We start from the raw sequence: 26,004 nt of genomic DNA, 5'->3' as shown, positions 1-26,004 counted from the left end.
ACAGCAATGGCAAATGTGATACCGGCAATGACACTGCCGGTATCACTTGTTTTTTTATTAGACTGCGAACTGATACAACAGCACATTAGAGATGCTCAAAGAAATCTCTGAATCATTGTGCATGGACTGTGTTCCGGCAAACAGAATCGAAAATCTCTGTATTACTAAACTTTTCATACCATGTCATTTCTCAGGATTTTTTTATGCATTTTTCTAATAGGATTTATTTCCGGCAATCTCCACGCCCAGAACTGGGAACTCGTCTGGTCCGATGAGTTTGACGGTGAAGAACTGGACGAGTCAAAGTGGTCTTATCAATATGGAACCGGAGCAGCCGAAGGACTCACCGGATGGGGCAACAATGAGTCACAATACTACACCGACCGGGAAAAGAACATTTTTGTTGAAGACGGAAAACTCCACATTGTCGCCCGCGAAGAAAATTATGGCGGAATGGATTATACCTCAGCCCGGATCCGAACCATCAATAAGGGTGACTGGCGGTACGGACGTTTTGAAATTCGTGCCAAAATGCCCGTCGGACAGGGGATATGGCCGGCCATATGGATGATGCCTACCGATGATGTCTATGGCGGATGGGCTGCCAGCGGCGAAATCGACATTATGGAATACCTCGGTCATGAGCCCGACAAAGTTCATGGCACCCTGCATTATGGGGGCGGATGGCCCGATAATGTGCATACCGGTGATTATTACCAGCTTGACGAAGGCACATTTCATGATGATTTTTACACATTCACCCTTGAATGGGAGCATGGTGAAATGCGCTGGTATGTCGACGGGGAGCATTACCAGACACAGGATGACTGGTACACCCAGGGGCACGATTTTCCAGCGCCCTTTGACCAGAGATTCCACATGATCCTGAATGTCGCCGTTGGAGGTAACTGGCCCGGATATCCGGACCATACTACCCAGTTTCCCCAGGAAATGATCGTCGATTATGTCAGGGTGTATCAGGATGCCGATGCCGATACACTTGTGACACTTCCGGTCAATTTTGATGACCAGTCGGTTAACTGGAGCGAAGCCTTCAGAGACTTCGACGGCGGCAACTTTTCCGTTGTGGATAACCCCGCACCCGATGATGTGAATGACAGCGAGCGGGTAGGTAAAATGGTCAAGGACGGTGGTTCGCATCTGGGCGGATCGGAATTTATGCTGACAACTCCGTTTACTTTTGATCAAAATAACAACCAGGTCACAATGAAGGTCTGGTCACCACGCGAAAATGTGCCCGTGACCATCCGTACCGGCCAGTCCAATGGTAATGCCACATTTGAAGCCACAGTATCTACAGAAACAAGCGATCAGTGGGAAGTGCTTACGTGGGACATGAGCGATGCCGGTTATGACGAGGCATGGGATGTTATCTCCCTGGTGTTTGATGATATGGAAGGACAAACAGGAGATGGCAGTGACAACTTCACATGGTATTTCAACAATCTTTCCATCACCGCTGCAGAAGACGATGATGAGCTTCCGGATGGACCGGAGTCTCCGGATGATCTTGTGCCTGTTTCACTGCCGCTAGATTTCGAAGATCCCGATTTCCCCTGGCACCTTGCTTTCTTCGGGTTTGACGGTGGTCAGGCCAGTGTGGTCGAAAATCCCGCTACCGATGATGTAAATGACAGCGGGCGCGTAGGTAAAATGGTCAAGGATGGCGGCGCCTTCTGGGGCGGGGCTTTCATGCACCTTGATCACTCCTTCACTTTTGATCCCGAAAACCACACCATATCCATGAAAGTATGGTCTCCCCGGGAAGGTGCTCCTGTAGTGATGAAAATGGAACAGCAGGCAGGTGATGAGGAGTTCGAAATGGCGGAGCCGACCACGACCAGCAATGAGTGGGAAGAATTGACCTGGGATATGAGTGGTGCAGGATTTGATACCGAATGGGACCTGATTACCCTCATTTTTGATTTACAGGACGGACAGATCGGTGATGGTAGTGAAAACCATACCTGGTATTTTGATCAGTTGGATGTATCAGCCGTAGAGCGTGAAACTTCAGCCGGTGATTTTGAGGATGACACCCCGCAAGGTGTAGAGCTCGGCCAAAATTATCCCAATCCGTTTAATCCAACCACTACCATATCTTTTTCACTACCCGGGACAGCCCATGCAAAACTCAGTGTTTATAATCTGCTCGGTCAGCAGGTCACTGTACTGAAGAACGAAAATTTGCCTTCAGGGCAGCATAATGTCACATTCGATGCCACGGAACTGTCCAGCGGAACCTATATTTACAGACTTCGTGCCGGAGATTATGTGAAATCCCGTCAAATGATGCTGGTTAAATAACCAGCATCATTTGTCTGATAATCGTCTGAAGCCGGTTCTTACTTTACCAGAAGCATGGATTTTGTAATGCTTCCGGAGCCAGCTTCAAGCCGGTACAGATAGACGCCGCTGGAAAGTCTGCCGGCATCCAGTGTGACTTCATGACTGCCGGCAGCAAGCTGTTCGTTAACAAGAGTCTTCACCCGCTGCCCCAGAACATCGTAAACATCAAGTGTGACATTACCGCTTTCCGGCAGATGATACCGGATAACTGTTGTAGAGTTGAATGGATTGGGATAGTTCTGTTCAAGCCGGACTGTCCCGGGTTTCTGCTCATCATCATACGAGGCTGAAACCGGTTCGCTGTCGTCATCTTCAAAGCTGAAATTATTGAATGTGACCCGGTTGCCCCGGTCATCATCTATAATATCTCCGTCAAAACGGATTCTTACTTTAAAGTCGGGGTTGTCAGTTACACTTTCGATGCCTCTGAAATCCACTTTGTATTCCTGATACTCCTGTCCCAAAGAGAACCGGCCGTCGCCGATTCCTTCTGTCGTCCACTCAGGTTCACCGGTTGTCCGGTTTGACGAATCCGCATCAGAATCAGTCTTATTCAGTCCCGACTGATCCGCAACGGAATAATCTATAACCAGTTCCTCGGCGGCTCCTTCATCCATGGCGGCAAAGCGGAAAACGGGACTATCCATTCCCGTAGTCGGGAGTTCGAATATCATTGTGTTTTCACCGGCATCCCCACGGAATGGCTGGCGCACCTGCAAAGCCCGCATGGCGTTCCAGTTGAATGGTCTGCCTTCGTTACCTTTCTCCCGGTAGTTGATGTCAGTGGGTTGATTGCGCCTTTCCATGGAAGCCTTGCGCCAAAGGTCGTGGTCTTCGTGGAACGGATATCCGTCAAGAGCGGAATGAAACCGGATACGCGCATTGTCCACAAGTGAAAATGAGGCATCGATAGTTTCAAAAGGCGTGTTATTGAGCATTTTGTCACCAAAGTACCAGAAGTACCGCAGCTGTGTCTCATCGGACAAGTCAGCCGGAGGTTCTCCCATCTGGGTGTCGATCCATTCAAGCCGGGTTTCAATCCAGTTGACCATGTAGTCAATTTCCTCTTCATAGGTGTCAAACCCGTCGCGGCTCCACTCCCAGACATCATCACCCAGGATGTCCCATCGCTCAAAATTACGGTCTATGGCTTCATCAAGCTTGTCGACATAGTCATGAATCATATTGACAATGTGATCAGAGGAAAAAGCTCCCTGTCGCAGCTCCCACCATCGCTCCCGGTAGCGCTCTTCAAAATCAGGATCCTGGAACAGCCGGGTGTACCAGCCGTTGAGATATTGATCTTCAGGGTCAACATGGGTATAGTACCATCCGGTCGGATCATGTCCGTTCCATCCCTCGGTAGTCGTGTAGTTGCCCAGGCTGAGGTTGTAATCCCAGACCGGTCCCATAACAAGACGTTCGCCGCGGTCTTTATACAGATAGGTGCTCAGACGATATCCGTCCATTTCCTTGAGCGTTTCGGTGATCAGATGGTGATCTATGAAGGATTCGGGATCAAGATACGCCGCATAGCCGTCATCAGGATCCCGGAAGTTAGCACCAAACAGGGCGTTTTCCAGATCACCGAGATACTGTTCGATCCAGCTGCGCTGCTGGGAAGTGATATCCCAGTCCTGCGGGCGTACCAGGGCAAAGCCTGTATTTCTGCTGGTGCTTCGGATATGGATATCACGGTCAAAGTTGATGATATAGCCGCCGGATATTTCCGGTTCGGAATTGTCCTCCGGGGTGATTTTTTCGATGTCGACGCGGTTGTCGTCCCATTTGATCCGTTCGAGAAGCATATAAACACCATGGTAGTGATCTTCTGTTACCGGCCCGTCTCCTTCATGAAGAAACAGTTCTACAAAACGGGTTCGGGGAGCATAACGGCCCATGTCGCTGCTCAGCTGAAAGGCAACGGCATTACGGATCAGGGTACGATCATCCCAGGGGGCATGCATGATCCAGTTGTTTTCAGACGGCAGGCCCAGAATGGGTTCGTTCCGGTTTTCATCCTGCTCATCGATCAGCCGCACTCCGAATTGTTTTTTGGGGAAGGTGAGTGAGCTTGTACCCCGGTAGTTGGATTCTGAGCGACTGTGAAGGTGGAGTTCGTCCGACAGCAGCCGGGCTCTTCCATCATCATCGAGGTCTATAACGGAAAAATAGATGGTACTCCGGTGCAAACCTTCCGGATGCATGACGTCATCGAACTGATTGACGACAACCAGCGGTAAATTGGAATCGAAATCTGCGATATTCTGATGTAGCTGTGTGAACACTTTGGTTACAGGTTTGCTTGGATCATAACCTTCACGAAAGGCCCGGGCACGCACCATCACCGATCCCGATATATGGACGGGATCTCCGGGCTGGAATTCATTGGAGGTCTCCGTTGGCACTTCACCGTTTGTAGTGTAATAAACCGTGGCATCCTCATGGGCGGAAAGTTCAAGTCCGAAAGGGTTTTCATAGGTGCCTGCAGGATGTGAAAACTCCGGTGGATTCGTAGGAGTTTCAGCCTTGCTATTAAATGGAATGAATACCGATAAAAGTAAAAGAGGCAAAATTTGCAGTCGCATAATAATAGTATTCTTAAGCGAATTTACTGAAGTTTCTGTGGCTGATGAGGGTGCTTTAATTACATCTGTTTATAATTTTTTTGGATTTACATCGACAAATGCTCGGTGAATCGCTTAAGCAAAATGCCATGTCCAGATGTAATTATGCACTTGTGTGTCCGGTCACATGCCCGGTTATGGGCATTTTATATGTTATAATCGCCAGTTCAAAGGCAACACGGTGTATAGTCATTACACAAGAAGGAATAAAAGTCGAATCGACTTTTATCAGTGATACTGACTACTTGATCAACTGCATCGTGCGTGACTGCTGATAAGAGTCGGTAACTATTCGGTAAATGTAGGTGCCGGAACTCAGAGAACTTGCATCAAATGAAATGGTGTGATTACCCGCCTGGAAATTGTCATTAGCAGCTACGGCTACCTGACGTCCAAGCATATCATAGACCCGGATATTCACATGTTCGGCTTCAGGAAGATCAAACGAAATATTGGTCGTCGGGTTGAATGGATTAGGATGATTTTGGTGCAATGCAAAACGTGAGGGTATATCCTGCAGGTCATCAGCTTCTGATGATGTCAACTCGGCATCCTGATACACACGAATCCAATCAACAATCATTTCCTGGGGAAACTCGGTTGTTCCGTCGGGGCTGCCAGGCCATATTCCGCCGACCGCCACATTCAACAAGAGATGGAATTTCTCATCAAATGGCCAGTTATGGGGTTCTAAATTGCTTGGTGTCACAAACGTGAAGAAATTATCATCCACGTACCAGGTGATTCGATCCGGCATCCACTCAATAGTAAAAACGTGAAAATCATCACTGAACTTTCCCTCACTCAGGGTATAGTAATGACCTCTGCTTTGATTGTCGGGCCAAGGAGGACCGTAATGAACAGTACCATGAACAACATCAGGTTCGTGACCAATCAGTTCCATTATATCGATCTCTCCGCTTTGAGGCCACTCACCATAAACTTCTTCTGTTGGCAGCATCCAGATGGCAGGCCACAGTCCTTGACCCTCCGGTAGTTTTGCCCGGATTTCAAACTTTCCATATCGAAAATCGGCCTTGCCCTTGCTCCGGATTCGAGCTGAGGTATAATTCATCCCACCACGGTTTTCCTCACGGGCAACAATATGAAGGTTACCATCTTCAACAAAGATGTTCTCTTCACGGTCGGTGTAATACTGTTCTTCGTAATTACCCCATCTGTTTAGACCGTACATGGAACCTGTTCCGTACATGTATTCCCATTTTGTTGTGTCAAGATCCTGGGTTTCAAATTCATCAGTCCAGACCAACTGCCAGTCCTGTGCTAATGACGATAAGGGAGTCAGAAAAAACAATGCTACGATCACAAGAAGTGGAGATGAAGAAGTTTTATTATTGCTCATGCTGTCGAGTCTGGCTAAATGAGAGATTCTATTTTATGATTCTATTTTATAAAGAGTTACTAGAAATAAGTTAACGCTTTATAAAAGCAACTTATGTTTTGTTTGAAAGGAAATATGCTCATTATAAAAACTTTTTGCAATAAATTTGCCCTATTTTCTTCTGAAAAAGAAATGTGAGTCTTTCCCGTTGTATGTTACAGGGAGTGTGATTTACATTGGTTGATATTTCTTTTCTGGCAGTAAAATTCAACAAAAATGATAGGTTAAAGAGGAATTGAGGCAATCCAGGATTTATTCCTGCTGTATTTGAAAAGCAGTGTTCTACCGCTGATATAGAAACGCAATACAGGTGAAAATTTGTTGTTTTTTTAAGAAAAAAAATTGCTTTTTAAGCTGAACGTTTGTACACTTCATTAGTGAATGATGCTAATATGCCAGTATGGTTGTGAGCACATTTGACAAACTACCCAACGAAAACATTGAATTGATGAAATAATGAGGTTGCTATGAGTAAAATAAATACTGTTCTATTTAAGTGCCTGTTTATCGGGTTGCTTATACCGATGTATATGTTCAGTAATGCAGGTGCGCAGGTGATACCAGCACCGGAAGAAGAAGAAGAATTTCACCTTATCACTTTCCCGTATACTTTCAATATGGATGATGATTTCCCATGGGGCGAACGGGACGCGGACGACACGCTGCAGGTTACATTTATGCCTTTTGAAGGTGCCGCACTGGAAAGAATTGAGAACCCGGACAAGTCAGGTGTGAATGAGTCTGATTATGTTTTGCAATATGAAAGAACGGATGGTGGACAGCCATGGGCTGGATTCTGGTATGACCTTGACGAACCTATGGAAGTAGGCGAGGTGCAGGACTATATCTTCAGAGCAAAAGTCTGGTCACCGCGGGAAGACGTACAAATTACGGTGAAGCTTGAGGGTGACGGTTTTGATACCGGTGATTTGCACATTCCCATACCCGGAGGAGTAAGCGAAGAATGGGTAGAAGCGGAATGGAACCTGGAAGAATTAGGAGTTGAGGAAGCTCCCTATTTTAAAGTTGTTTTATTTGTTGACTTTGTAGATGAAGATGGTGAAATGCTAACACCTGGTGGTGGACCAGACCATACGTTTTTCCTGGATGATTTCCAACTGGTGAAGGTTGACGACACCAGCAGCGAACTGGTTGGTTCAGAAAAGCCTGAAACACTTCAACTGAGCCAGAACTATCCGAACCCGTTCAACCCGACAACACAAATTGATTTTGCGTTGCCGGAAGCATCCCAAGTTACACTGGAAGTATACAATATGCTTGGTCAGCAGGTTGCAACTTTGGAAGACGGTCATATGTCAGCCGGTCAGCACACGGTTACGTTTGATGCGTCCAATCTCAGCAGTGGTGTATACATTTACAGACTCCAGGTTGGAGATAAAGTGTTGACTCGCAACCTTACACTTGTCAAATAACCTCTCCTGTTATAGTTTGGCAATTGAGTACGGGGCGTAAGTGGTAATACTGCTTGCGCCCCATTTTTTTGGTGCGCCCGGCAGGGCGCATCCATATTACCTCTTTGCCTCCTGGCGGGGTACACCAATCAATCGGCAGCAATGATTATGCACGGGAGAGGCAAACTTGAAATGAGCAGCATTTATATTCAGTATAAATGTGCAGCTTGCTTAATCACAGAAAGATTATTACTAGCTGTACCGGAAAAAAAGGTTACAACAGTTCTAACGGCAGTTCTCGGATTTTCTCACACTTCAATTTTAGTTGAAATAGATTCTCTTTCAACAATTGATACCGGTATGAGGCTCAGAACTCCATGCTGCTGACCTTCTTTTGGATGCCGGTTTTTTAAAGACCGGATACTGGCAGTACCCAATTGTTTAAAATCAGTGCGGACAGAGGAAATAGTCGGGTTATTATTCCGGCACATGGGCAGATCATCGTAGCCCAGAATGGCAATGTCATCCGGGATACGGACATTATTGGCCACCGCGGTATCGATAAATGCGGAAGCCATCAAATCGTTGCAAATAAAAATTGCTTCCGGTTTATTTCCGCTCTCCACCAGGTCATAAAAGCTTTGGACACCGGAGTTGAATTCAAAATTTCCGTCGCATTCCCAGACCAGATTCATCTCAGGAACGCTTGAGACGAAATCATTGAATCCGTTGTACCGGAACCTGCTTTCTGCTTTCCTTGCAGGGCCTTTAACAATGCCAACATTTTGATAACCGGCTTCATGAAAAAGTCTGGCAGCCTGGTGTCCGCCGCTGTATCCGTCAAAGGTGATGGTTGCAAGCAAGGGATTTTCGATCATTGCATTGGAAACCACGTGAAAATGGTCCGGGATTATTTTCATAAGATCCTCATAATCCTGACGGATCAATTCCGGTATGAAAATGATCGCTCCATCAAAATATTTTTCGGCAATAAGATCCGACATGAACTTCTTAATATTCTTGCGAGGCTCGGCTACATTCAGCAAGGCAATACGAACCTTTTCTTCCGCAGCAGCTCTGTCGATTCCGTAATAGTAGGAAGCATAAAACTCGCCTTCATGAAAATCCGTTACCAAAGCAATATTCTGCTGTTTCCCCGGAATATCTTGCCCTGCGATACGCGATACGGGATAGTTTAATCTCTTGGCAGCCTGAATTATTTCATCCCTTGCTTTTGGACTTATTTTGCCAACATTGCTTAAAACCCGTGAGATTGTTGATATGGAATAGCCCGTTTCCCGGGCAATGTCTTTTAAGGTTACTTTCATTTATTCTTCTGTGTGTGGCTGGCTGAAATAAATTTCAAATGCTATGCAATATTATTGCATAATAAGACTCAATTGCAATGGAATCAAGTATATTTTGTGACAATATTGTTAATAATTTAAAAGGTTAATCCCCGCACGTGATTTAATAAAATGCTCTGTTCAAAATCAAAGGACATTACCAGAACCATATTACAACACCTGTAGTCAGTATCATCAGAACAGCAGCATAAAAACGATAATCCATGTAAGCGGATCCTGAAACGCTGGTATCAGTTTTGATGTCTGTGGTTTTGTTTTCTTCATCAGAACTGGGAGTCTGTGATGATTCTTCTTCGGTCTGCGCACGGAACTGATCTGCAAAGCTTTCACTTAATCCCGGATGTTTGTCAATCAGGCTTGTAATAATCATGGTCAGGGAACTGAGGCCAAACAGAATGGCAGCTACATACAGAAAATGAATGTAAGGTATCAGCGCCAGAGCATGAAGCAACATGATAATTAAAGCGGATAAGCCGCCGACAATCAGGGACATGAAGGCTGCCAAAGGTGTGGCACGTTTCCAGTACAATCCGAACAGGAAACAAACCACAACAGGCGGGATCAGGTAGGAAAGTGCCGCCTGCAAATATTCCCACAATGTCGGGAAACGGTCAATATAAGGTGCCCATAAAGAGGCAATAAGAACAAACAGCAATGTAAAAATCCTGCCAATCCGGACCAGTTCTTTTTGGTCTGACCTGGGCCGGATTTTTTTATAAAAATCCATTGTAAGCAGTGTTGAAGCGGAGTTCAGTGCAGAATCGATGCTGGACATCAACGCGGCAAGAAATCCTGCAAGAACCAAACCGAGAATGCCGGCAGGAAGAAAATCCAGCATCAACTGAGGCATCACCATATTGGGATTGTCAAGCTCAGGATAAATGGACAAGGCCATGATGCCGGGAAAAATCATGATAAAAAGCACGGGAACTTTAAGAAATCCTGCAAATATGGCTCCTTTTCGGCCGTCATCTATGGAACGCGCTCCCAGGACACGCTGTACTATGTGCTGATTGGTGCACCAGAAATAAAAACTCAAGAGGGGTAATCCCAGAATCAGCGCCGGCCAGGGAAGCACCTTATCGTCCCGGCTTCTGATGAGGTTAAATGAATCCGGATGAGCTGCTTCTTTAATGGCCTCCCATGAGCCGATATGGTTAAAAAGAATTATGGTAAGTATCAGTGAACCGACAGTAAGCAGTATACCTTGCAGTACATCAGTGAAAACAACGGCTCTGAGTCCGCCGGCAATGGTGTACATCCCTGCAGAGATGGCAATAATCAGAATAGCGGTTCCCATATCCACCACGGGAAACAAGATTTGAATGAGGATTCCTCCTGCGTAAAGCGCTCCGGCAGTGTCAATGCCAATATTAACCAGTATGCTCAGGGTTGAGAAATAATAACGGGACCTGAAATCAAACCGCTTCTCCAGAAGCTCAGGCATGGTATACAGTTTTGCCCTTAAGTAGAGTGGGACAAAATAAATGGCAAAAATGACCAGCAGGATGATCCCCATCCACTCGTAATTGTAAACGTAGATCCCGTTTTCATAGCCACTGCTGGACAGTCCTATCAGACTGCTGCTGGACATGTTCGATGCGTAAAGAGAAATACCGATAAGGGGCCAGGTCAGGGATCTGCTGGCAAGAAAAAAGTCCGCAGGTGATTTCTGATTCCTGGAGGCAGTGAATCCACGCCAGCAAATATAGCCAACAAAGGCAAGTACAATAATCAGATCAAGAATGCCTATTTGAGAAGCCACGGATAATACACGGATTTGTAGTTGCCATGATGGTCACTCTGCGAAGAAAACATTAACCAATAGCACTTAAAGTAACTGATAAATGTTGATCATACCTGTACAGCAGTGCAATCATACAATGAATGCCTGTCAGGAAGACATAAAATATTCAATATGCCTGTCCAAACAAATATATTTGGAATGGCTTCAGACCTTTGCCGCTCATTTGTCTCCGACAAAAAAAGGAATATTTGCGACAGCCGCCCTGTTTTCTTCAGTGACAAGATATGTGAAAAGGCGGTATGGGCCTTGTTTTTCAGGAGCTTGAAAAACAATGGTGTTACCATGTTGTTCTTTTATCAGTCCGTGAATCGTCTCCGGCCGTTCTTCCGGATCACCTCCGGCTCCGATATCTGTACTTTCGGGCAAAAACTCCCAGCTAATCTCAAAGGATGCATCATGCGGATGGGTTCCCTCAACAGTTGCCTCATACGTTTCTCCGGGAGCAAGGTAGACATTATCGTGCGCTGACATGCCTTCGATTGTAAAGGAAAGTATAGAAGGTGCACGTTCCTCAGGCCATTCACCGGTCCAATTATAGTGCATGGCATCCACCACTTCGGTTATTTCGCCGGTTTCAAGGAAAAGACCGTACCATGTGGGGGTGGTTTCCTGTTTTTGCCCCCAGAGAAAAGTGTAGGATCCTATGCACTGCTCAGGGTCGGCCATAATACCTTCCCGGTATCGTGAACGGTAGACTTCCGATTTCTCTGTACTGGTTTGTTCAACAGGAACCTCCCATTCGGTCTGATCAATTTCCCAGTGTCCGGTGGGACCCCATTCGGTCACTGCATAGGCACCATCCCAGCCGATTTCCCGGATACGTTCCGGAAGATCATCGAGTCCTCCATACGTATTAATGCTCAAAAAATCGATTGAAGGTACTTTTTCCATGATCAATGCTGCCTTTTCCTTGTCGATGCCGGCTGTGACAGTGGTGACAAGATGATTTGGATCCAGTTCTTTAACCATCCGGGCGATATCCTCAACGGCATGCCATACCCTGGTGTTGGTGTACATCAGATCCACCTCGTTTCCCAGTCCCCAGGCAAGAAGGGCAGGATGGTCCTTGTACCGCAATATTTTTTTACGCACTTCTTCTTTTTGACGTGCCACTGATTCCTCATCATCGTAGTCAAACCCATGCCGTTCATGTTCAAGCCAGATTCCAAGCATTACGGTTAATCCCCGTTTATGGGCTTCATCAAGGATGCTGTCTGCATCAGATGTACTCCAGGTCCGGATGGAGTTTCCTCCTGATTCCACCAGCAAATCAAGCCGCGAAGATCCGCCGGCTCCTTTTATGAAGTAGGGTTCTCCGTCCCGAACGACTTTGTAATTGCCTTCTTCATCCTGTTCCAGTGTAACCGGTATGGGTTCTGGCGGATGTGATAAACCTGCGCCTGATACCGGCTCAGTTGTGAGAAATGTAAATATGATTGCAATTGTAAGTATTCGGGTCAAATAGAATAGATTCATGAGTTTAATATTTTTTGGTCACATTGGTCACATTGGTCACATGAGCTGCAATGAGAAACTGTCGTCAAGCGCTGTTCCCGGAATATACACTCTGAGAGGCGTATTTCATATTTCATCAGTTCCCGGTTCATTTGTTGCATTATATGAGTGACTATTGCCGAATGGTCCGTTAAATGTGCAGTGTAGTGCCTGATGCAAAATTTTGCGCTTTTTGTTTGCTGTGGCCAGCCACAGAGGATGCTATAAAATAGAATAAAATATGCAATAAATCGATATTTTTTGGATGCCTGATGTAATTTGATGATTTGTTCTGATTGGTTTTGGGGAGTAACTAAATTGCACTGGAATGAAAATTTTGCTTTGAAATAAATTGCAATCAGTGTATTCTGCAGGTAGAGAGGCTATGTGAATCTTAAATAATAAAGGATCCCGTGCAGACAATTACAGATGGTTAGCCAAGAAAGGCATTAAATCATGAAAATATTTATTTATTTCAGGCATGTGTGGATAGTAGCCCTCTTCATGATTTTGGGATTTACCACCATTCCTGCTGAAGGAAAAGGAATTAATCCGGAAACGTCTGAAAAAGCTGTTCAAAGCCGAGAACTAAATCTTTGGAGCGGGAATCGCACCACCGTCAGAAGGGATTACGAACGTGAGGTTTTGAAGGAGGTGCTCAGGGTAACAAATGATGAATACGGTGAGTGGGAGCTGATTGAGTGTGCCGAAGATCTTCACGGTGATGACGAGTCTCTGGTTTTCAGAGAATTTGGGCATGATTTGACTGTGACTACAGCTGGCAATCCCAAGTTTGAGCATGAACGAAAGATTATGGTGCACAAATCTGTGATGATGGGCATTCTGGGCTACCGCGTCCTGATTGTCAGGGAAGAAGAAGCAGAGCTGTTCGCAAATATTGAAAGTGAGGAGGAGCTTCAAAAGCTGCGTTTTGGCGTCCCTTATACATGGACCGATGCCGGGTTGTTCAGAGAAAACGGGTACAACGTGGTTGAAGGGGGAAGCTATGAAGATCTTTTTGAACGTCTTCATAATCATGAGTTTGACTTCACTGCGCTGGGCGCAAATGAGGTTGAGAACGTATTCGATTACAGAAAGGAAGAGACAGAGGGCCTGGTCATGGTTGACCACCTCCTGATTTACTATCCGTTTCCGATGCTGTTTTATGTGAATCCGGATGAGCCTGAGGTGGCGGAGAGAATCAGAAAAGGGATGAAAATATTAGCTGAAAGAAGTACTCTGGATGAGATATTTCTGAAGTACAATGGTGAGCTGATTGATCGGTTGAATTTGTCTGATCGAACCGTGATACAACTGAGAAATCCCCTGCTTCCCGAAGAAATGGCTGATTTTGAGAGCAGCCTGACGAACTGATTACTTCAACAAGTGCATCAAAGGCACCGCCGGCTGGTTTTCAGAAAGCCCGATACTGAATTCAACCCCGGGCAGGACCTTTGTCTGTTAATAAATTGGCAGGCCGGCATCTCTGAACAGTGTATCCAGCAATGTTATGCTGATGAATATGACCAGGAATAAAACGGACAGAAGAAGAACGATGGAGTTGAATCTGGTGTCCCAGTAAAGGTTCATAAAAAACATGGCAACCAGTGCTGCTTTGACTATGGCAATTGCCATAGCAGCAATCACATCAAATGGTGCAGGAATGTCGAACCAGGTTACTGCCACGGTGAAGAATGTCAGCACGAGCAAAGCTGCTGCAACACTCATGAGTGTTGCTAAAGTAGAAATGTGGTGTGTACTCATGATCAGGAATTTGCTTTTCGTTTTGCCATTTCTGTTTGACTGTTAATCATTTTATGCAAACCGGAAAATTTTGAAGAATAGCAGACGGAATCATTCGATGAGGTACAGAAGGGGAAAGAGAAAGATCCAGATGATATCAACCAGGTGCCAGAATAAGCCCGTGTTTTCTACCGGGGTGTAGTAGCCACTGTGAACCGATCCCTTTTTAGCCTTGATAATCATCCATCCGATCAGTCCCATTCCAATAACCACGTGAATTCCGTGAAGTCCGGTCATCATGTAATAAATGCTGAAAAAATTCACAGCCATTTCATGACTGATCCCGTCATATGAGTATGCACTACCCGGGAAAATTCCTTTTTCAAACTTCTCCATGTATTCAAAATACTTGATCACCATAAAGGTGGCGGCAAGTGCAATGGTGGCGGCAAGATAGTTGATGCATGCCTTGATCTTGTCAAGCTGAACCGCTCTGATGGCAAGGGCAATGGTAAGGCTGCTTGCGATCAGCACCACGGTGTTTGTTGCACCCAGAGCAACATCAAGTTCATGAGCCGCCTGATAAAAAAGGTCAGGATGCCATGACCTGTATACGATGTATGCGACAAACAGACCGCCAAACATCAGGATCTCCGTAGCAAGAAATATCCACATACCCAGCTTGGATGATTCAAACTGTTGATCTTCATCCACAAAATGATGCTGCAAATGCGATTTTTTTTCAGTCGCTATACTCTGATTCCCCATACATTTTCCAAGTTGATACTGACTGTTATTGTTCGGACTGGTTTTGGTTACAGATTACCTTCGGCGGTCGTGTTTACGTTAGCTATCATCACGGAGTTTTTTCAGCAGTCACCTGTTCCTCATGTGTTTCATCTTCCCTGGCAACTCCCATGCGGAATTCACGCATGGGTTTGTGGTGGTCATACGGACCATGAAGGATTACGGGTGTGTATTCAAAATTGTGATGCGCCGGGGGTGACGATGCCATCCATTCCAGCGACCGTGACTTCCATGGATTGGAAGTGGCCCGGGGCCCTTTGAACAATGACCAGGCCAGGTACACAGCCATGATGACAAAGCCCAGGCCAAGAATGTAGGAGCCGATGGTTGAGAACTGATGCAAACCCTGAAACTGATCGACATAATTGAAATACCTGCGGGGCATACCCTGGCTCCCCATAATGAATTGGGGCAGGAAGGTCATATTGAAGGATACGAAGATGATTCCGCAGGTGATTTTTCCCCAGAATTCATTGTACATTCTGCCCGTCATTTTGGGCCACCAGTAATGCAATCCTCCAAGCAGGGCAATTACAGTTCCTCCCATCATCACATAATGAAAATGAGCCACAATATAGTAGGTATCATGCAGGTGTACGTTGACGGACAATGCTCCGATCATGATTCCGGTAAGTCCGCCTATGGTAAACAGGAAAAGGAAGGCAAGTGCATAAAGCATGGGAGTCTTGAGGTCAATAGACCCTTTGTACATTGTTGCCACCCAGTTGAAAATTTTGATTCCGGTGGGTACGCCAACGAAGAAGGTCAGGAAAGAAAAGACCACTGATGACAGTTCAGACTGACCCGAAACAAACATATGATGCCCCCAGACCAGAAAACCGATAAATGCAATGGCAAGACTGGAGAGCGCGATGGCCCAGTATCCGAATATGGTTTTGCGGGAAAAGGTGGATATCAGTTCGGAAATGATACCGAAAGCGGGCACAATCATGATATATACAGCGGGGTGGGAGTAGAACCAGAAGAAATGCTGATAAAGTACGGGATCACCGCCCATTGTAGGATCAAAAATGCCGATACCAAATATCCGTTCCATAGCAAGCAGGAGAACGGTTATAGCAAGAACAGGGGTGGCAAGGATCTGTATGATGGCCGTTGCATAGAGCGACCAGAGAAACAGGGGCATTTTACTCCAGCTCAGGCCCGGACTTCTGAGCTTGTGCAGCGTAACAATGAAGTTGATACCAGTCAGAATGGAGGAGAAACCCAGTATGAAAATGGCCATTGTCATGGACACCACAGCCATATCCGTTTGAGTGCTGTAGGGAGTATAGAAAGTCCATCCTGTATCAACAGCACCACTGATAATCGAATACAGGGCAAAAACGGCACCGATCACATATATCCAGTAGCTGGCAAGGTTGAGCCTCGGGAAGGCAACATCCTTGGCACCGATCATCATAGGCAGGAAGAAATTCCCAAGGGCTGCCGGAATGGAAGGGATGATGAATAAAAAGATCATAATGGCCCCGTGAAGGGTAAAGATCTGATTGTAGGTATCCGCATCAATTATGCTTTCTGCCGGAGTGAGCAGTTCGGTTCTGAGCAGAAGGGCAAGAACCCCGCCAACAAAGAAAAAGAAAGCTATGGATCCCAGGTAGAGCAGACCGATTCGCTTATGATCAAGAGTAATAAGCCACGAAAGAATACCTTTCTCAGCATTGAGATACGTATGCTTCGGATTTTCTTCAACCGGAAACTCCCGGATTTTAAGAGTATTTGCAGTGCGTTCTGCCATAGGTTTACTCATCTTTCAGTTCTTTGATGAATGCGATCAGTCCGTCTATCTGGCGGTCACTTAGCCTTCCCTGGTAGGAGGGCATATTGGCCGGGTAACCTGCTGTAACCTCTGCCTGGGGTTCAACTATGGATCTTCTGATATAATCTTCATCAGCTTCCACAACCGAGCCGTCTTCAAGTTCGCGTTCCGTACCAAACAGGCCGGCTAATGAAGGTCCCACACGATCCGTTCCGTCCAGCGAATGACAAGCATTACATCCGGCATTGGTATATGTTGCCTCACCAAGCTCGGCAAGGGGCATATCCTCATCGACTTCCAGACCCGTTTCGAGCCACTCTTCAAAATCTTCCTGAGTCAGAACATGAACTGTGGCAAGCATGTCAGAATGTCCGGTGCCGCAATATTCCGAGCAGTACAATACGGATTCACCGGTTTCGGTGGCTTGAAACCATGTGGTAGTGTACCGGTTGGGAAGAACGTCCATCTTGATCCGGAAGTCAGGCACATAAAGGGAGTGAAGGACATCATCAGACCGCATTATGAACTTGACCGGTCTGTCCACCGGTACAAAGACTTCGTTTACTGTGGTACCACCAGTTGGATACTCAAACTCCCAGAGCCATGATGCGGCAGTGACATTAATTTCATACGCGTTTGCGGGCGGGCTGGACAAAGTCAAAAAACCCCGGAACCCCCAGCTGAATACAATCAGAATCAGGAAAATAGGGATGACGGTCCATGTAACTTCAAGTATACTGTTATGCGTGATAACCGGAGTAACATCATCTTCTGATTTTCTGCGGTATTTGATTACAAAGATGATGATGGTAATCATGATTCCGGCAAACAGAATAAATCCGGCTATGTTGATAAAGCTAAACAGGCTGTCCACTTCAGCAGCTACGGTCGAGCGCTGCGGGGGAAGCATGTATTCTATGATTCTGTTCATATGATCTTTTTGATCGAAGCTGATTGATTACGTTGCATATTCCGTTCTGGACTTTCGCTCCCGAAGGAAGAAAAAACCAAGAAATCCGCCAAGCAGTACCAGTGTTATAACTCCTCCGATTTTCATGATATTCACGGCAACCGGCACATAGGATCCTGACTGGGAATCATACTGAAAGCAGTAAAGTACCACACGGTCCATCGGGCTGCCGATTCGTCCGTCAGCGGCGTCGTAGAGCGCGTTGCGCAGCATCAGTTCCGGATAATCGATACCGTGCAGATAGCGGGATATTTTTCCTTCATCTGAAAGAAAAATGAGTGAAGATCCGTGCATGTACTCCTGAGTCTGCTCATTCCATTCGTAGTAAAATCCAACCTGGTCGCCCAGTCTTCGCACTTCTTCCTCTGATCCCGTCATGAAATGCAATCCGTCGGCGGCATCCGGATTGCCGAGTTGTTCCAGATAGTTTTCCTTGTTTGCACGGGCAAGTTCGGGAGTTTCTGTGGGACTTATACTGACGGCAAGTACATCAAACTCGTCTCCGGGCTGCCAGGAAAGCTCGCTGAGTCCTTTCATCAAACCCTGAAGGATCAGATTGCAGAGCATGGGGCATTCATAGTAAACCATGGCAAGGATGACGGGCCGGTCATTATGAAGGTAGTCAGCGAGCTGCACTTCCTCACCGTACTGATTGGTAAGTGTGATATCGTCGGAGACGAATTCACCCAGTTTTTCAGTTACACCAACATTTTCAAGTTCTTCCGGTGGAACGTCGTGTTCCTGGGCCGATGTTATTTGTGCCCGAGTAAGCAGTATCACAAAGATCAGCAGTGAAAAAACATGCAGACTTGAAAGCAGTCGGGGTTGCAGGTTGTGAGATCGTTTGATTGTGTAGTTTGCCAGTGCAGACATAGCGGCAGTTTCACTCCTGGTTATCATTGGTATGTTGTCTGACTATCAGTGTCATGGCACTGTCAATGGGGATGCGGTACCGGCCTTCTTCTTCATCGACCATGCTAACGGAGTGCAGCCGTTCCTGATCGCGCTCCCGCATTTCCTCAAGTTCATGAAACTCAGCTTCAATGGCAGCCTGCTGGCTTGAAAGAAACTGATTATATGTATACATGTTGTACACCCCGTACAAAATAATCGCGACGATTATTATGCCGAGAACAATCCAGAAGGAAACAGTACGTAGATTAACATTGTCAAAAGAAACTCCATACTGGATGGAGTCTTCGAAATCTTTCTGATATTGATTTCCGGGATCCGACTCGTTATTCATATTATAAAAGCGCGGAGCGCCGCATTATTTATGGTGTCAATATAAACAGCATGAAGATACGTATTCATTCCAAAAAAACTACATGCAAATTGATTTAAATCAATGCTTGTTAAGTGATTCAATCAACAGCGGGTCATTTTTGGGAACCATGCTGTGTTTGGCAAACTGCCTGAAAAAGAGTCCGGCAGATATTCCGAAAAATGCGAGAAGAAGGGTAATATCAAGCCAGTGAAAGGAAAAAGCCCCTTCGTGAAGAATCGGCATGACTATCCAGAACATCTCAAGGAACTGGAGAAGAAGTATCCATACGGATACTCCCATAAGCAGTCTGTAGTTCGTTTTGGCTTTTTTTCCAAGCAGGAGCACAAAAGGAAGAACAAAGCGGCCGATAAGAAACAGCCAGGCTAGCACGATCCAGCTGCCTTCGAAACGGTAGTAAAACCAAAGTGTTTCCTTGGGCAGATTGGCATAATAGATCAGCAGAAACTGGCTGAAAGCAATGTAAGCATAGAATACGGTAAACCCGAATAAAAGGCCTCCGAGATCCTGTATATGTGACTTGTTGATCGTATTGGTCAAAAGGCCTTTGCTGAAAAGGTAAAGAATCACAACCAGGACTGCGGCAAGCACGGCCTGGAAGCTCATAGCAAAATAGTAGACTCCAAACATGGTAGAGAACCAGTTCTGGTCAAGCGACATCAGCCAGTCGAAAGAAGCAAAAGCAACGGTAAAAGCAAAAAGCAGCAGGCCGGGTGCACTCAGAACCCGCTGTTTTCTGTCCAGTTCCGGGTCAGCTGATCTGTCCATACTGACTGAATTTTTATATAGTTTGTAGCCAAGATATGCCCAGACAGAGAAATAGATGACATTCCGGATGATAAAAAAGGGCATGTTCAGGTAAGGCCTTTTGTATTGGACCAGTTCATCGGTTGCGATCATCTCGGGTCTGCTCCATTCATACAGAAACTGCATTCCGAAAAGGACAGGCAGGAAAAGCACGCCAAGCCATATCAACTGAAGCGACATGGTTTCGGGGATACGTCTCAGTACAACACTCCAGCTTGACCGGGTGACATGCTGGATCATGACAAAGAACAGAGCACCAAGAACAAGGCTGGCGATAAATGCAAAACTTGTGAGATAAGAGAAGAAAAACTGCTCGGTGTTGACAACCAGTCCGATGAGGCTAAGCGCAACTCCAAGTACGCCAACGGCGATAAACCCGGTGCTGATGCGATTCTCTGCTGGAAAAGTCAGGCGGTCGGTCAGTGTTGTCTGTTGATGATCCATACTCATGTTCTAAACGATTAGTCATTTTCGGTAAACTGTGCGGGATCGATGCCAAGATCTCTTAGCTCTTCTTCTCCGGCGTCCTGGCTTAATTGCAGGGCGCGAACGTAAGCGACAATGGCCCAGCGGTCTTCGACTTTGATCTGATGACGGTAGGAGTTCATTGTCCGGACACCGTTGTATATGGCACTGTAAATTTCACCGTCAGGCATGTCCCGTGTATTGTCGGACAACAGGGATGCTGCAACGTAGCCGTAATCAGATACCGGCCCCCCGCCGTCTCCCACACCGCCATGGCAAACCGCACAGTAAACATCATACTTGTGTTGTCCGCGCATCAAAAAGGATCGGGTTATATCAACCGGCATTGTATCGACATAGCTGCCGTCATCATTGATGCCCTGATAGTAGGCAGGGTCATCTTCTAAAAGACCGCGGGCAACGGTTCCTTCGACGGGCATGCGGGCTGACCGTCCGTCAGCAAAAAAAGGATTTTCCTGCTGCGTATTGAACCGCTCCTGCCAGTACATGTTGTACTGTGTATGAATCGGCGGCTTGTCGGAGGGTTGACCCCGGCAGGCACCCAAAAGAGCAGTGAGAAAGAGCAGATATAATATATTGGTCGAGATATTCTTCATGGCATGATGAGATAATGCAAAAGTCAGGAGTCCGGAATGATTTCGGTGTTTGTTGCACCCAGTTTTTCGAGGAACTCAGTGGTCTTCTTTTCGGCAAAAATCGGATCTCTGGCCTCGATGCACAGGAAAAATCCGTCATCACTGGCCCGCTCAATGTGGTTTGAATTGAACAGGGGGTTATGCAGCCGAGGAAGCTTGTTGAGGAAAAACATCCCCATGAATGCACCGAAAGAGGATAGCAGAATTACCAGTGCAAATGCTACCGGAACAAATGCGGGGAAATTCAGATACGGTTTTCCGCTGATATGAACGGGATAGGCAATATTCATGGACCAGACCTGAAGGGCTATGCCGCCCGCAAGACCGATGATGCCATGAATCAGCACAATCCATCCCAGTTTGGAGGATTTGAGTCCCATGGCATCGTCCATCCCGTGAATCGGAAACGGGCTGTAGGTGTCAAAATGTTTGTACCCTGCTTTATTGACTGCCGAGGCGGCATCCATGAGATCAGCAGGATTCTTAAACTCAGCCAGAACAGCAAAAGGGTTTTTACTTGCACTCATAACTAATCTGATTTTGAAGCATTACCATTGTTGGATCTGTAGTAGGCCGGATCAGCCTGAGGCATGACGCCCTTGACTTCGGAAATCGCAACCATTGGCAGGAAGCGAAGGAAGAGAAGGAAGAAAGTGAAGAACATACCGAATGTACCGACATAGGTCAGGACATCTACATATGTCGGTGTAAAGTATCCCCATGAAGAGGGAAGATAATCCTGGGCAAGCGAGGTCACGGTGATCACAAACCGTTCAAACCACATGCCGATATTTATGACAATGGACAGAATAAAGGTCAGGGTTATATTACGCCGGAATTTTTTCACCCAGAAAAACTGGGGAGAGACCACATTGCAGATGATCATAGTCCAGTAAGCCCAGGCATACGGGCCGAATGCCCGGTTTACGAAAGCAAACTTTTCGTATTCGAAGGCGCCGTACCAGGCGATAAAGAACTCCATCGCATAAGCAAAGCCTACCATGTTGCCTGTGACCAGTATAATGATATTCATCTTTTCGATGTGATCCACAGTCATGATATCCTCGAGACTGTAAAGCTTGCGGGCAATGATCATCAGCGAAAGCACCATGGCAAAGCCGGAAAATATGGCCCCGGCGACAAAGTAGGGCGGGAAAATGGTGGTGTGCCATCCCGGGATGACAGAGACGGCAAAGTCAAAAGAGACAATCGTATGCACGGAAAGTACAAGCGGGGTGGCCAGGCCGGCCAGAATCATGTACGCTTTTTCATAGTTTTGCCACTGCCGGTTGCCGCCTGTCCAGCCAAGAGCCAGCGTTCCGTAGACAAATTTTGATATTTTGCCTTTGACCCTGTCACGCATGGTCGCAAGGTCCGGCACCAGTCCCACATACCAGAAAAGGGTGGAAACGGTCAGGTACGTGAATACGGCAAAAACATCCCACAAGAGCGGACTGTTGAAATTGGGCCAGAGCTGCATTGAGTTGGGCAGCGGGAAAATCCAGTAGATGGTCCAGATGCGGCCGACGTGTATGGCCGGGAAAAGGCCGGCGCACATCACGGCAAAAATCGTCATTGCTTCGGCGAAACGGTTGATGGCGGTTCTCCATCCCTGCCGGAAAAGAAAAAGAATGGCAGAAATGAGTGTTCCGGCGTGTCCGATACCAACCCACCATACGAAGTTGGTGATATCCCATCCCCAGCCGACAGGCTGCTGCAACCCCCAGACACCAATACCCTGCCAGATCAGCCAAATGACCATGGCCAGCATGACGGCCATGACAATGTTGGAGATACCAAAAGCAATGTACCACCAGAGCGGGGTTCGCTCCTGGGGAATATCCGCGATCAGTTTGGTGATGCTGGCAAAATCGTGATTGCCCTTCACCAGTTGGTTATCCTGCACAGTAACGGTATTCTGACTCATGAAAAAAGATACTTATGTTTTCGTAATGCAGATGGCTGTTGCTGTCAGGTTACAGCCTGATTATCGTTTGGGTTTCGGATTTTGGCCAGATAGGTTGTTCTGGCACGAACATTCAGCTCTTCAAGCATCATGTAATTCCGGTCTTTGCGTTTTTCGATGGAGACCTTGCTTTGATCGTCACTGATATCACCGAAAGAGATTGCATTGGCAGGGCAGGCCTGCTGACATGCAGTCACAACGGTTCCGTCCGGCGGCTTGATCGAATCACCCGTTTCGTTCTTGGTATCGATTTTGGCTCTGCTGATTCGCTGCACACAGTACGTGCATTTTTCCATCACTCCGCGGAACCGGACCGTAACGTCCGGATTCATTGCCATTTGAATGATCTCGGGATCATCACCGGATGTCAGATACTCTTTGGAGTAATTGAAAAAGTTGAACCTGCGCACCTTGTAGGGACAGTTGTTTGAGCAGTACCGGGTGCCGATGCACCGGTTATACGTCATCTGATTCAACCCGTCATCGCTGTGCGTAGTAGCGGCGACTGGGCACACCTGTTCGCAGGGAGCATTGTCACAATGCATGCATGGCACGGGCTGATGTACAACTTTAGGATTGTCGGTGTCATCACCGTTGAAATAGCGGTCTGTCCGGATCCAGTGCATTTCGCGTCCCCGGCGGACTTCCCGCTTGCCGATCACCGGGATGTTGTTTTCGGCCTGGCAGGCAATGGTACAGACACCGCATCCGACACAGGAATTCAGGTCGATGGTCATTCCCCACTGAGGTTCGTGATCGGGAAACTCCTTGTCGGAAAACAATTGCACGGCATGTTCCCTGCCTTCTTTCATCCCCGGAGTGTAAACGGCATCCTGGGCGAAGGTGGGATTCTCGCGGTAGTAGTCAATGCTTGCTTCCCTGACGTGCGGACGGCCTTCCAGACTGTGATGATCCTGGGTGCTGGCTATTTCATAGGTTCGTCCGACAGTCGACACATCCACATCCTTAATAAACAGCCGGTATGTACTTGAGCGAAGAGAGTAGGTGTTAACTCCTACTTGGTCAGCCACTCTTCCGATTTGTTCGCGTCCGTACCCGGTGTAAACAGTGATGCTGTTGTCAGCATGCCCGGGCAGGACCCATGCCGCAATCTCAATCTGATTTCCATTTTCATCCGTAATGGAGATAACCTGCTGCTCCGGGTCGCCGAAACGTCGTTCGGGCGGCACACCGATGCGTTCAGCGGTGTTGGGAGAGATCAGAGCCACATTGTCCCATGTGATTTTCGTCATGGGATCCGGCAGTTCCTGAAGCCATCCGTTATTAGCAAAGCGGCCGTCATGCAGTTTCGGGTCAGGTTTTAAGACCAGTTCAATTGCATTTGCGGGTATTTCAGCCGGCATGGCAAGAAACCCGGCGGCTTCGGCGGAGAAATTGGCATCCAGTGAAACATCGGCCGGGGTGAAACCGGTGTCTTGCTGCAGCCCGTCGTGAAGAACCCTGTTCCAGTTGCTTTCAAAAGCATCCGTAAAGAATTGTTCTTGCCAGGTTTTTCTTACAATGCTGTGTCCGGACTCATCCTCTCCGTGAACAACAGCATGCAGAAACTCAACTTCGCTTTTTCCATCGAAGAGTGGCTGTATCAAGGGCTGAATAACCGATCGTGCTCCGCTCCAGGAATACCCGTCGCCCCAGGTTTCGAGGAAATGGGCGCGGTTGACATGCCAGTCGGATGCGCGCGAAGTTTCATCATAATGGAGGGAAAGGTGAAGCCGGTTCTGAACCTGCTCCAGAGCATCGTTGAACCGGAGGTCTGATGGTGCCGTAAATACGGGATTGGCTCCCACCATTATCACTGTGTCGATGTTGCCGGCGTTCATTTCTCCGACAAGTTCGCTGAAGCGTTCGTTCTGATCATCTTCTTCAAGATGCGGAACTTCGAGATAATCTATCGTCTCACCGGTGTTGCCCAAAGCGAAATTGATGGCGGCCACAGTGGCATGTACGTCGGGATCATGTTCGGATCCGGCGGTCAGGATGCTGTTTCCCTGATGGGCAAGCAGTTCCTCGGCAAGTACGCTGATCCAGCTGTGATCACTGAATTCATTACCATATCCTGAAAAGGCCTCAAGGTCATCCAGGGAGTCAGCAAGTTTGCCGGCCAGTGCAAAAACAAAAAGTGGAATTTCGGATGATTTGATCCGCAGTCTGTGATCGGCATTTGATCCGGTCAGGGAGTAATTGCTTTCTGCTACATAAAGTCTCGACGGTTTGCCGTTCTGATCTTCAGGAATGGCTTTGCTTTTTGCAAAATCGCCGATATGGACAATATCATTATCACTATCCAGCATGAAGTCATCATTCAGCGACACCGTAATCCTGGATTTACCGAAATGATGCAACGGTCGCAGGCGCCGGCCGAAAGCTTTATGTATCCCGCTTAACAGGGACTCATCATTGTAGGGTTCAAAGGTGACCCACCGGGCATTCGGGAATTTGTCCAGTGCCTCCCCGCGCAGTCTGAGCAGCGATGGTGACGAACTGGCTTCAGAGATGAATGCAATGCTGCGGTCGGTGTCGGAAAAATGGTCATTGCAGAAAGAGACAAAATCGTCCCAGCTTCTGTCAGATCCGTCCTGCCGGATTTTTCTGGACCGGTCCTGGTCATACATATCCAGAATAGCGGCCTGCATGCGGGAGTTGGTCCGGCCTTTGCTTTCAGGATGCAGATCGTTGCCTTCAATTTTTGTGGGACGTCCCTCATGAGTTTCAACAACGATCCCGGTCAGATTGCCTTTGAAAGGAACGGCAGTTGCGTAGAATAGCGGCTTTCCGGGAACAAGATGCTCCGGCTGCCGGGTATAGGGCATGATTTTTTGAACCGGCTTGCGGCAGGATGCCAGTCCGGCAAGAGCTACAGATGCTCCCATGATCTGGAGGAAGTTTCTTCTTGAAACTCCGTCGGTCAGTTCCGTGGCATTTTCGGGAAACTCTCGTTCTGCAAATTTCCTGTACTCTTCATTTTGAGCCAACTCGTTGAGACTTCGCCAGTACGTTTGTTGTTGCTCTTTGGACATATGTTAAG

Annotated in this window: 19 protein-coding genes; 3 read left to right on the top strand and 16 right to left on the bottom strand. The window is 47.1% G+C overall.

The window, feature by feature from the left end:
• The first annotated feature begins 180 nt into the window (after window positions 1-180).
• Entirely contained in the window at window positions 181-2,328 is a 2,148-nt protein-coding gene (locus NATSA_RS00265; protein ID WP_210509324.1) for a glycoside hydrolase family 16 protein, read from the top strand.
• Window positions 2,329-2,366: 38 nt separating this feature from the next.
• Here the strand turns inward: NATSA_RS00265 and NATSA_RS00260 are convergent, their stop codons facing one another.
• Window positions 2,367-4,958 (bottom strand): CotH kinase family protein, encoded by a 2,592-nt coding sequence (locus NATSA_RS00260; RefSeq protein WP_210509323.1) that lies wholly within the window; start codon window positions 4,956-4,958, stop codon window positions 2,367-2,369.
• Window positions 4,959-5,238: 280 nt separating this feature from the next.
• Entirely contained in the window at window positions 5,239-6,360 is a 1,122-nt protein-coding gene (locus NATSA_RS00255; RefSeq protein ID WP_210509322.1) for a family 16 glycosylhydrolase, read from the bottom strand.
• A gap of 593 nt (window positions 6,361-6,953) precedes the next feature.
• Between NATSA_RS00255 and NATSA_RS15645 the strand changes: the two genes are divergently transcribed.
• The gene (locus tag NATSA_RS15645; protein WP_336244661.1) at window positions 6,954-7,832 is read left to right on the top strand and encodes a T9SS type A sorting domain-containing protein; all 879 of its coding nucleotides are present in this window, start codon (window positions 6,954-6,956) and stop codon (window positions 7,830-7,832) included.
• A 287-nt stretch (window positions 7,833-8,119) separates the two neighbouring features.
• Here NATSA_RS15645 and NATSA_RS00245 read toward each other — a convergent pair whose 3' ends face one another.
• The 3 genes from NATSA_RS00245 to NATSA_RS00235 all read right to left on the bottom strand — a co-directional run bounded on the left by NATSA_RS00245 (window position 8,120) and on the right by NATSA_RS00235 (window position 12,461).
• The gene (locus NATSA_RS00245) at window positions 8,120-9,139 is read right to left on the bottom strand and encodes a LacI family DNA-binding transcriptional regulator (RefSeq protein WP_210509320.1); all 1,020 of its coding nucleotides are present in this window, start codon (window positions 9,137-9,139) and stop codon (window positions 8,120-8,122) included.
• A gap of 175 nt (window positions 9,140-9,314) precedes the next feature.
• A complete protein-coding gene (locus NATSA_RS00240; RefSeq protein WP_210509319.1) occupies window positions 9,315-10,943 on the bottom strand; it encodes a sodium:solute symporter in 1,629 nt (542 codons plus the stop codon).
• A gap of 201 nt (window positions 10,944-11,144) precedes the next feature.
• Window positions 11,145-12,461, bottom strand: a complete 1,317-nt coding sequence (locus NATSA_RS00235) for a glycoside hydrolase family 2 TIM barrel-domain containing protein (protein WP_210509318.1) — start codon at window positions 12,459-12,461, stop codon at window positions 11,145-11,147.
• A gap of 474 nt (window positions 12,462-12,935) precedes the next feature.
• Here NATSA_RS00235 and NATSA_RS00230 point away from each other — a divergent pair, with 474 nt between their 5' ends.
• Window positions 12,936-13,853, top strand: coding sequence for a type 2 periplasmic-binding domain-containing protein (locus NATSA_RS00230; RefSeq protein ID WP_210509317.1), 918 nt, complete (start codon window positions 12,936-12,938; stop codon window positions 13,851-13,853).
• A gap of 87 nt (window positions 13,854-13,940) precedes the next feature.
• Here the strand turns inward: NATSA_RS00230 and NATSA_RS00225 are convergent, their stop codons facing one another.
• The 11 genes from NATSA_RS00225 to NATSA_RS00175 all read right to left on the bottom strand — a co-directional run bounded on the left by NATSA_RS00225 (window position 13,941) and on the right by NATSA_RS00175 (window position 25,996).
• The gene (locus NATSA_RS00225) at window positions 13,941-14,243 is read right to left on the bottom strand and encodes a cytochrome C oxidase subunit IV family protein (RefSeq protein ID WP_210509316.1); all 303 of its coding nucleotides are present in this window, start codon (window positions 14,241-14,243) and stop codon (window positions 13,941-13,943) included.
• Window positions 14,244-14,333: 90 nt separating this feature from the next.
• Window positions 14,334-14,990, bottom strand: a complete 657-nt coding sequence (locus tag NATSA_RS00220) for a cytochrome c oxidase subunit 3 family protein (RefSeq protein ID WP_210509315.1) — start codon at window positions 14,988-14,990, stop codon at window positions 14,334-14,336.
• A gap of 88 nt (window positions 14,991-15,078) precedes the next feature.
• A complete protein-coding gene (ctaD, locus tag NATSA_RS00215) occupies window positions 15,079-16,788 on the bottom strand; it encodes a cytochrome c oxidase subunit I (protein WP_210509314.1) in 1,710 nt (569 codons plus the stop codon).
• A gap of 4 nt (window positions 16,789-16,792) precedes the next feature.
• Window positions 16,793-17,740 (bottom strand): cytochrome c oxidase subunit II, encoded by a 948-nt coding sequence (gene coxB / locus NATSA_RS00210; protein ID WP_210509313.1) that lies wholly within the window; start codon window positions 17,738-17,740, stop codon window positions 16,793-16,795.
• A 27-nt stretch (window positions 17,741-17,767) separates the two neighbouring features.
• Window positions 17,768-18,652, bottom strand: a complete 885-nt coding sequence (locus tag NATSA_RS00205; protein ID WP_210509312.1) for an SCO family protein — start codon at window positions 18,650-18,652, stop codon at window positions 17,768-17,770.
• A 10-nt stretch (window positions 18,653-18,662) separates the two neighbouring features.
• Entirely contained in the window at window positions 18,663-19,025 is a 363-nt protein-coding gene (locus NATSA_RS00200; protein WP_210509311.1) for a hypothetical protein, read from the bottom strand.
• A 99-nt stretch (window positions 19,026-19,124) separates the two neighbouring features.
• Window positions 19,125-20,315, bottom strand: a complete 1,191-nt coding sequence (locus NATSA_RS00195) for a hypothetical protein (RefSeq protein ID WP_210509310.1) — start codon at window positions 20,313-20,315, stop codon at window positions 19,125-19,127.
• Window positions 20,316-20,332: 17 nt separating this feature from the next.
• On the bottom strand, window positions 20,333-20,953 hold the full coding sequence (locus tag NATSA_RS00190; RefSeq protein ID WP_210509309.1) for a c-type cytochrome: 621 nt from the start codon (window positions 20,951-20,953) through the stop codon (window positions 20,333-20,335).
• A gap of 23 nt (window positions 20,954-20,976) precedes the next feature.
• Window positions 20,977-21,519, bottom strand: a complete 543-nt coding sequence (locus NATSA_RS00185; protein WP_210509308.1) for a DUF3341 domain-containing protein — start codon at window positions 21,517-21,519, stop codon at window positions 20,977-20,979.
• Between the two features lie 2 nt (window positions 21,520-21,521).
• A complete protein-coding gene (nrfD, locus tag NATSA_RS00180; protein ID WP_210509307.1) occupies window positions 21,522-22,919 on the bottom strand; it encodes an NrfD/PsrC family molybdoenzyme membrane anchor subunit in 1,398 nt (465 codons plus the stop codon).
• A 44-nt stretch (window positions 22,920-22,963) separates the two neighbouring features.
• Window positions 22,964-25,996, bottom strand: a complete 3,033-nt coding sequence (locus NATSA_RS00175; protein WP_210509306.1) for a TAT-variant-translocated molybdopterin oxidoreductase — start codon at window positions 25,994-25,996, stop codon at window positions 22,964-22,966.
• Window positions 25,997-26,004 lie beyond the last annotated feature (8 nt).

Origin of the sequence: Natronogracilivirga saccharolytica (genome assembly GCF_017921895.1) — a bacterium.
Classification (GTDB): Bacteria; Bacteroidota; Rhodothermia; order Balneolales; family Natronogracilivirgulaceae; genus Natronogracilivirga; species Natronogracilivirga saccharolytica.
The sequence above is the reverse complement of the archived record's forward strand: the minus strand, read 5'-3'. Positions and strand labels throughout refer to the sequence as shown.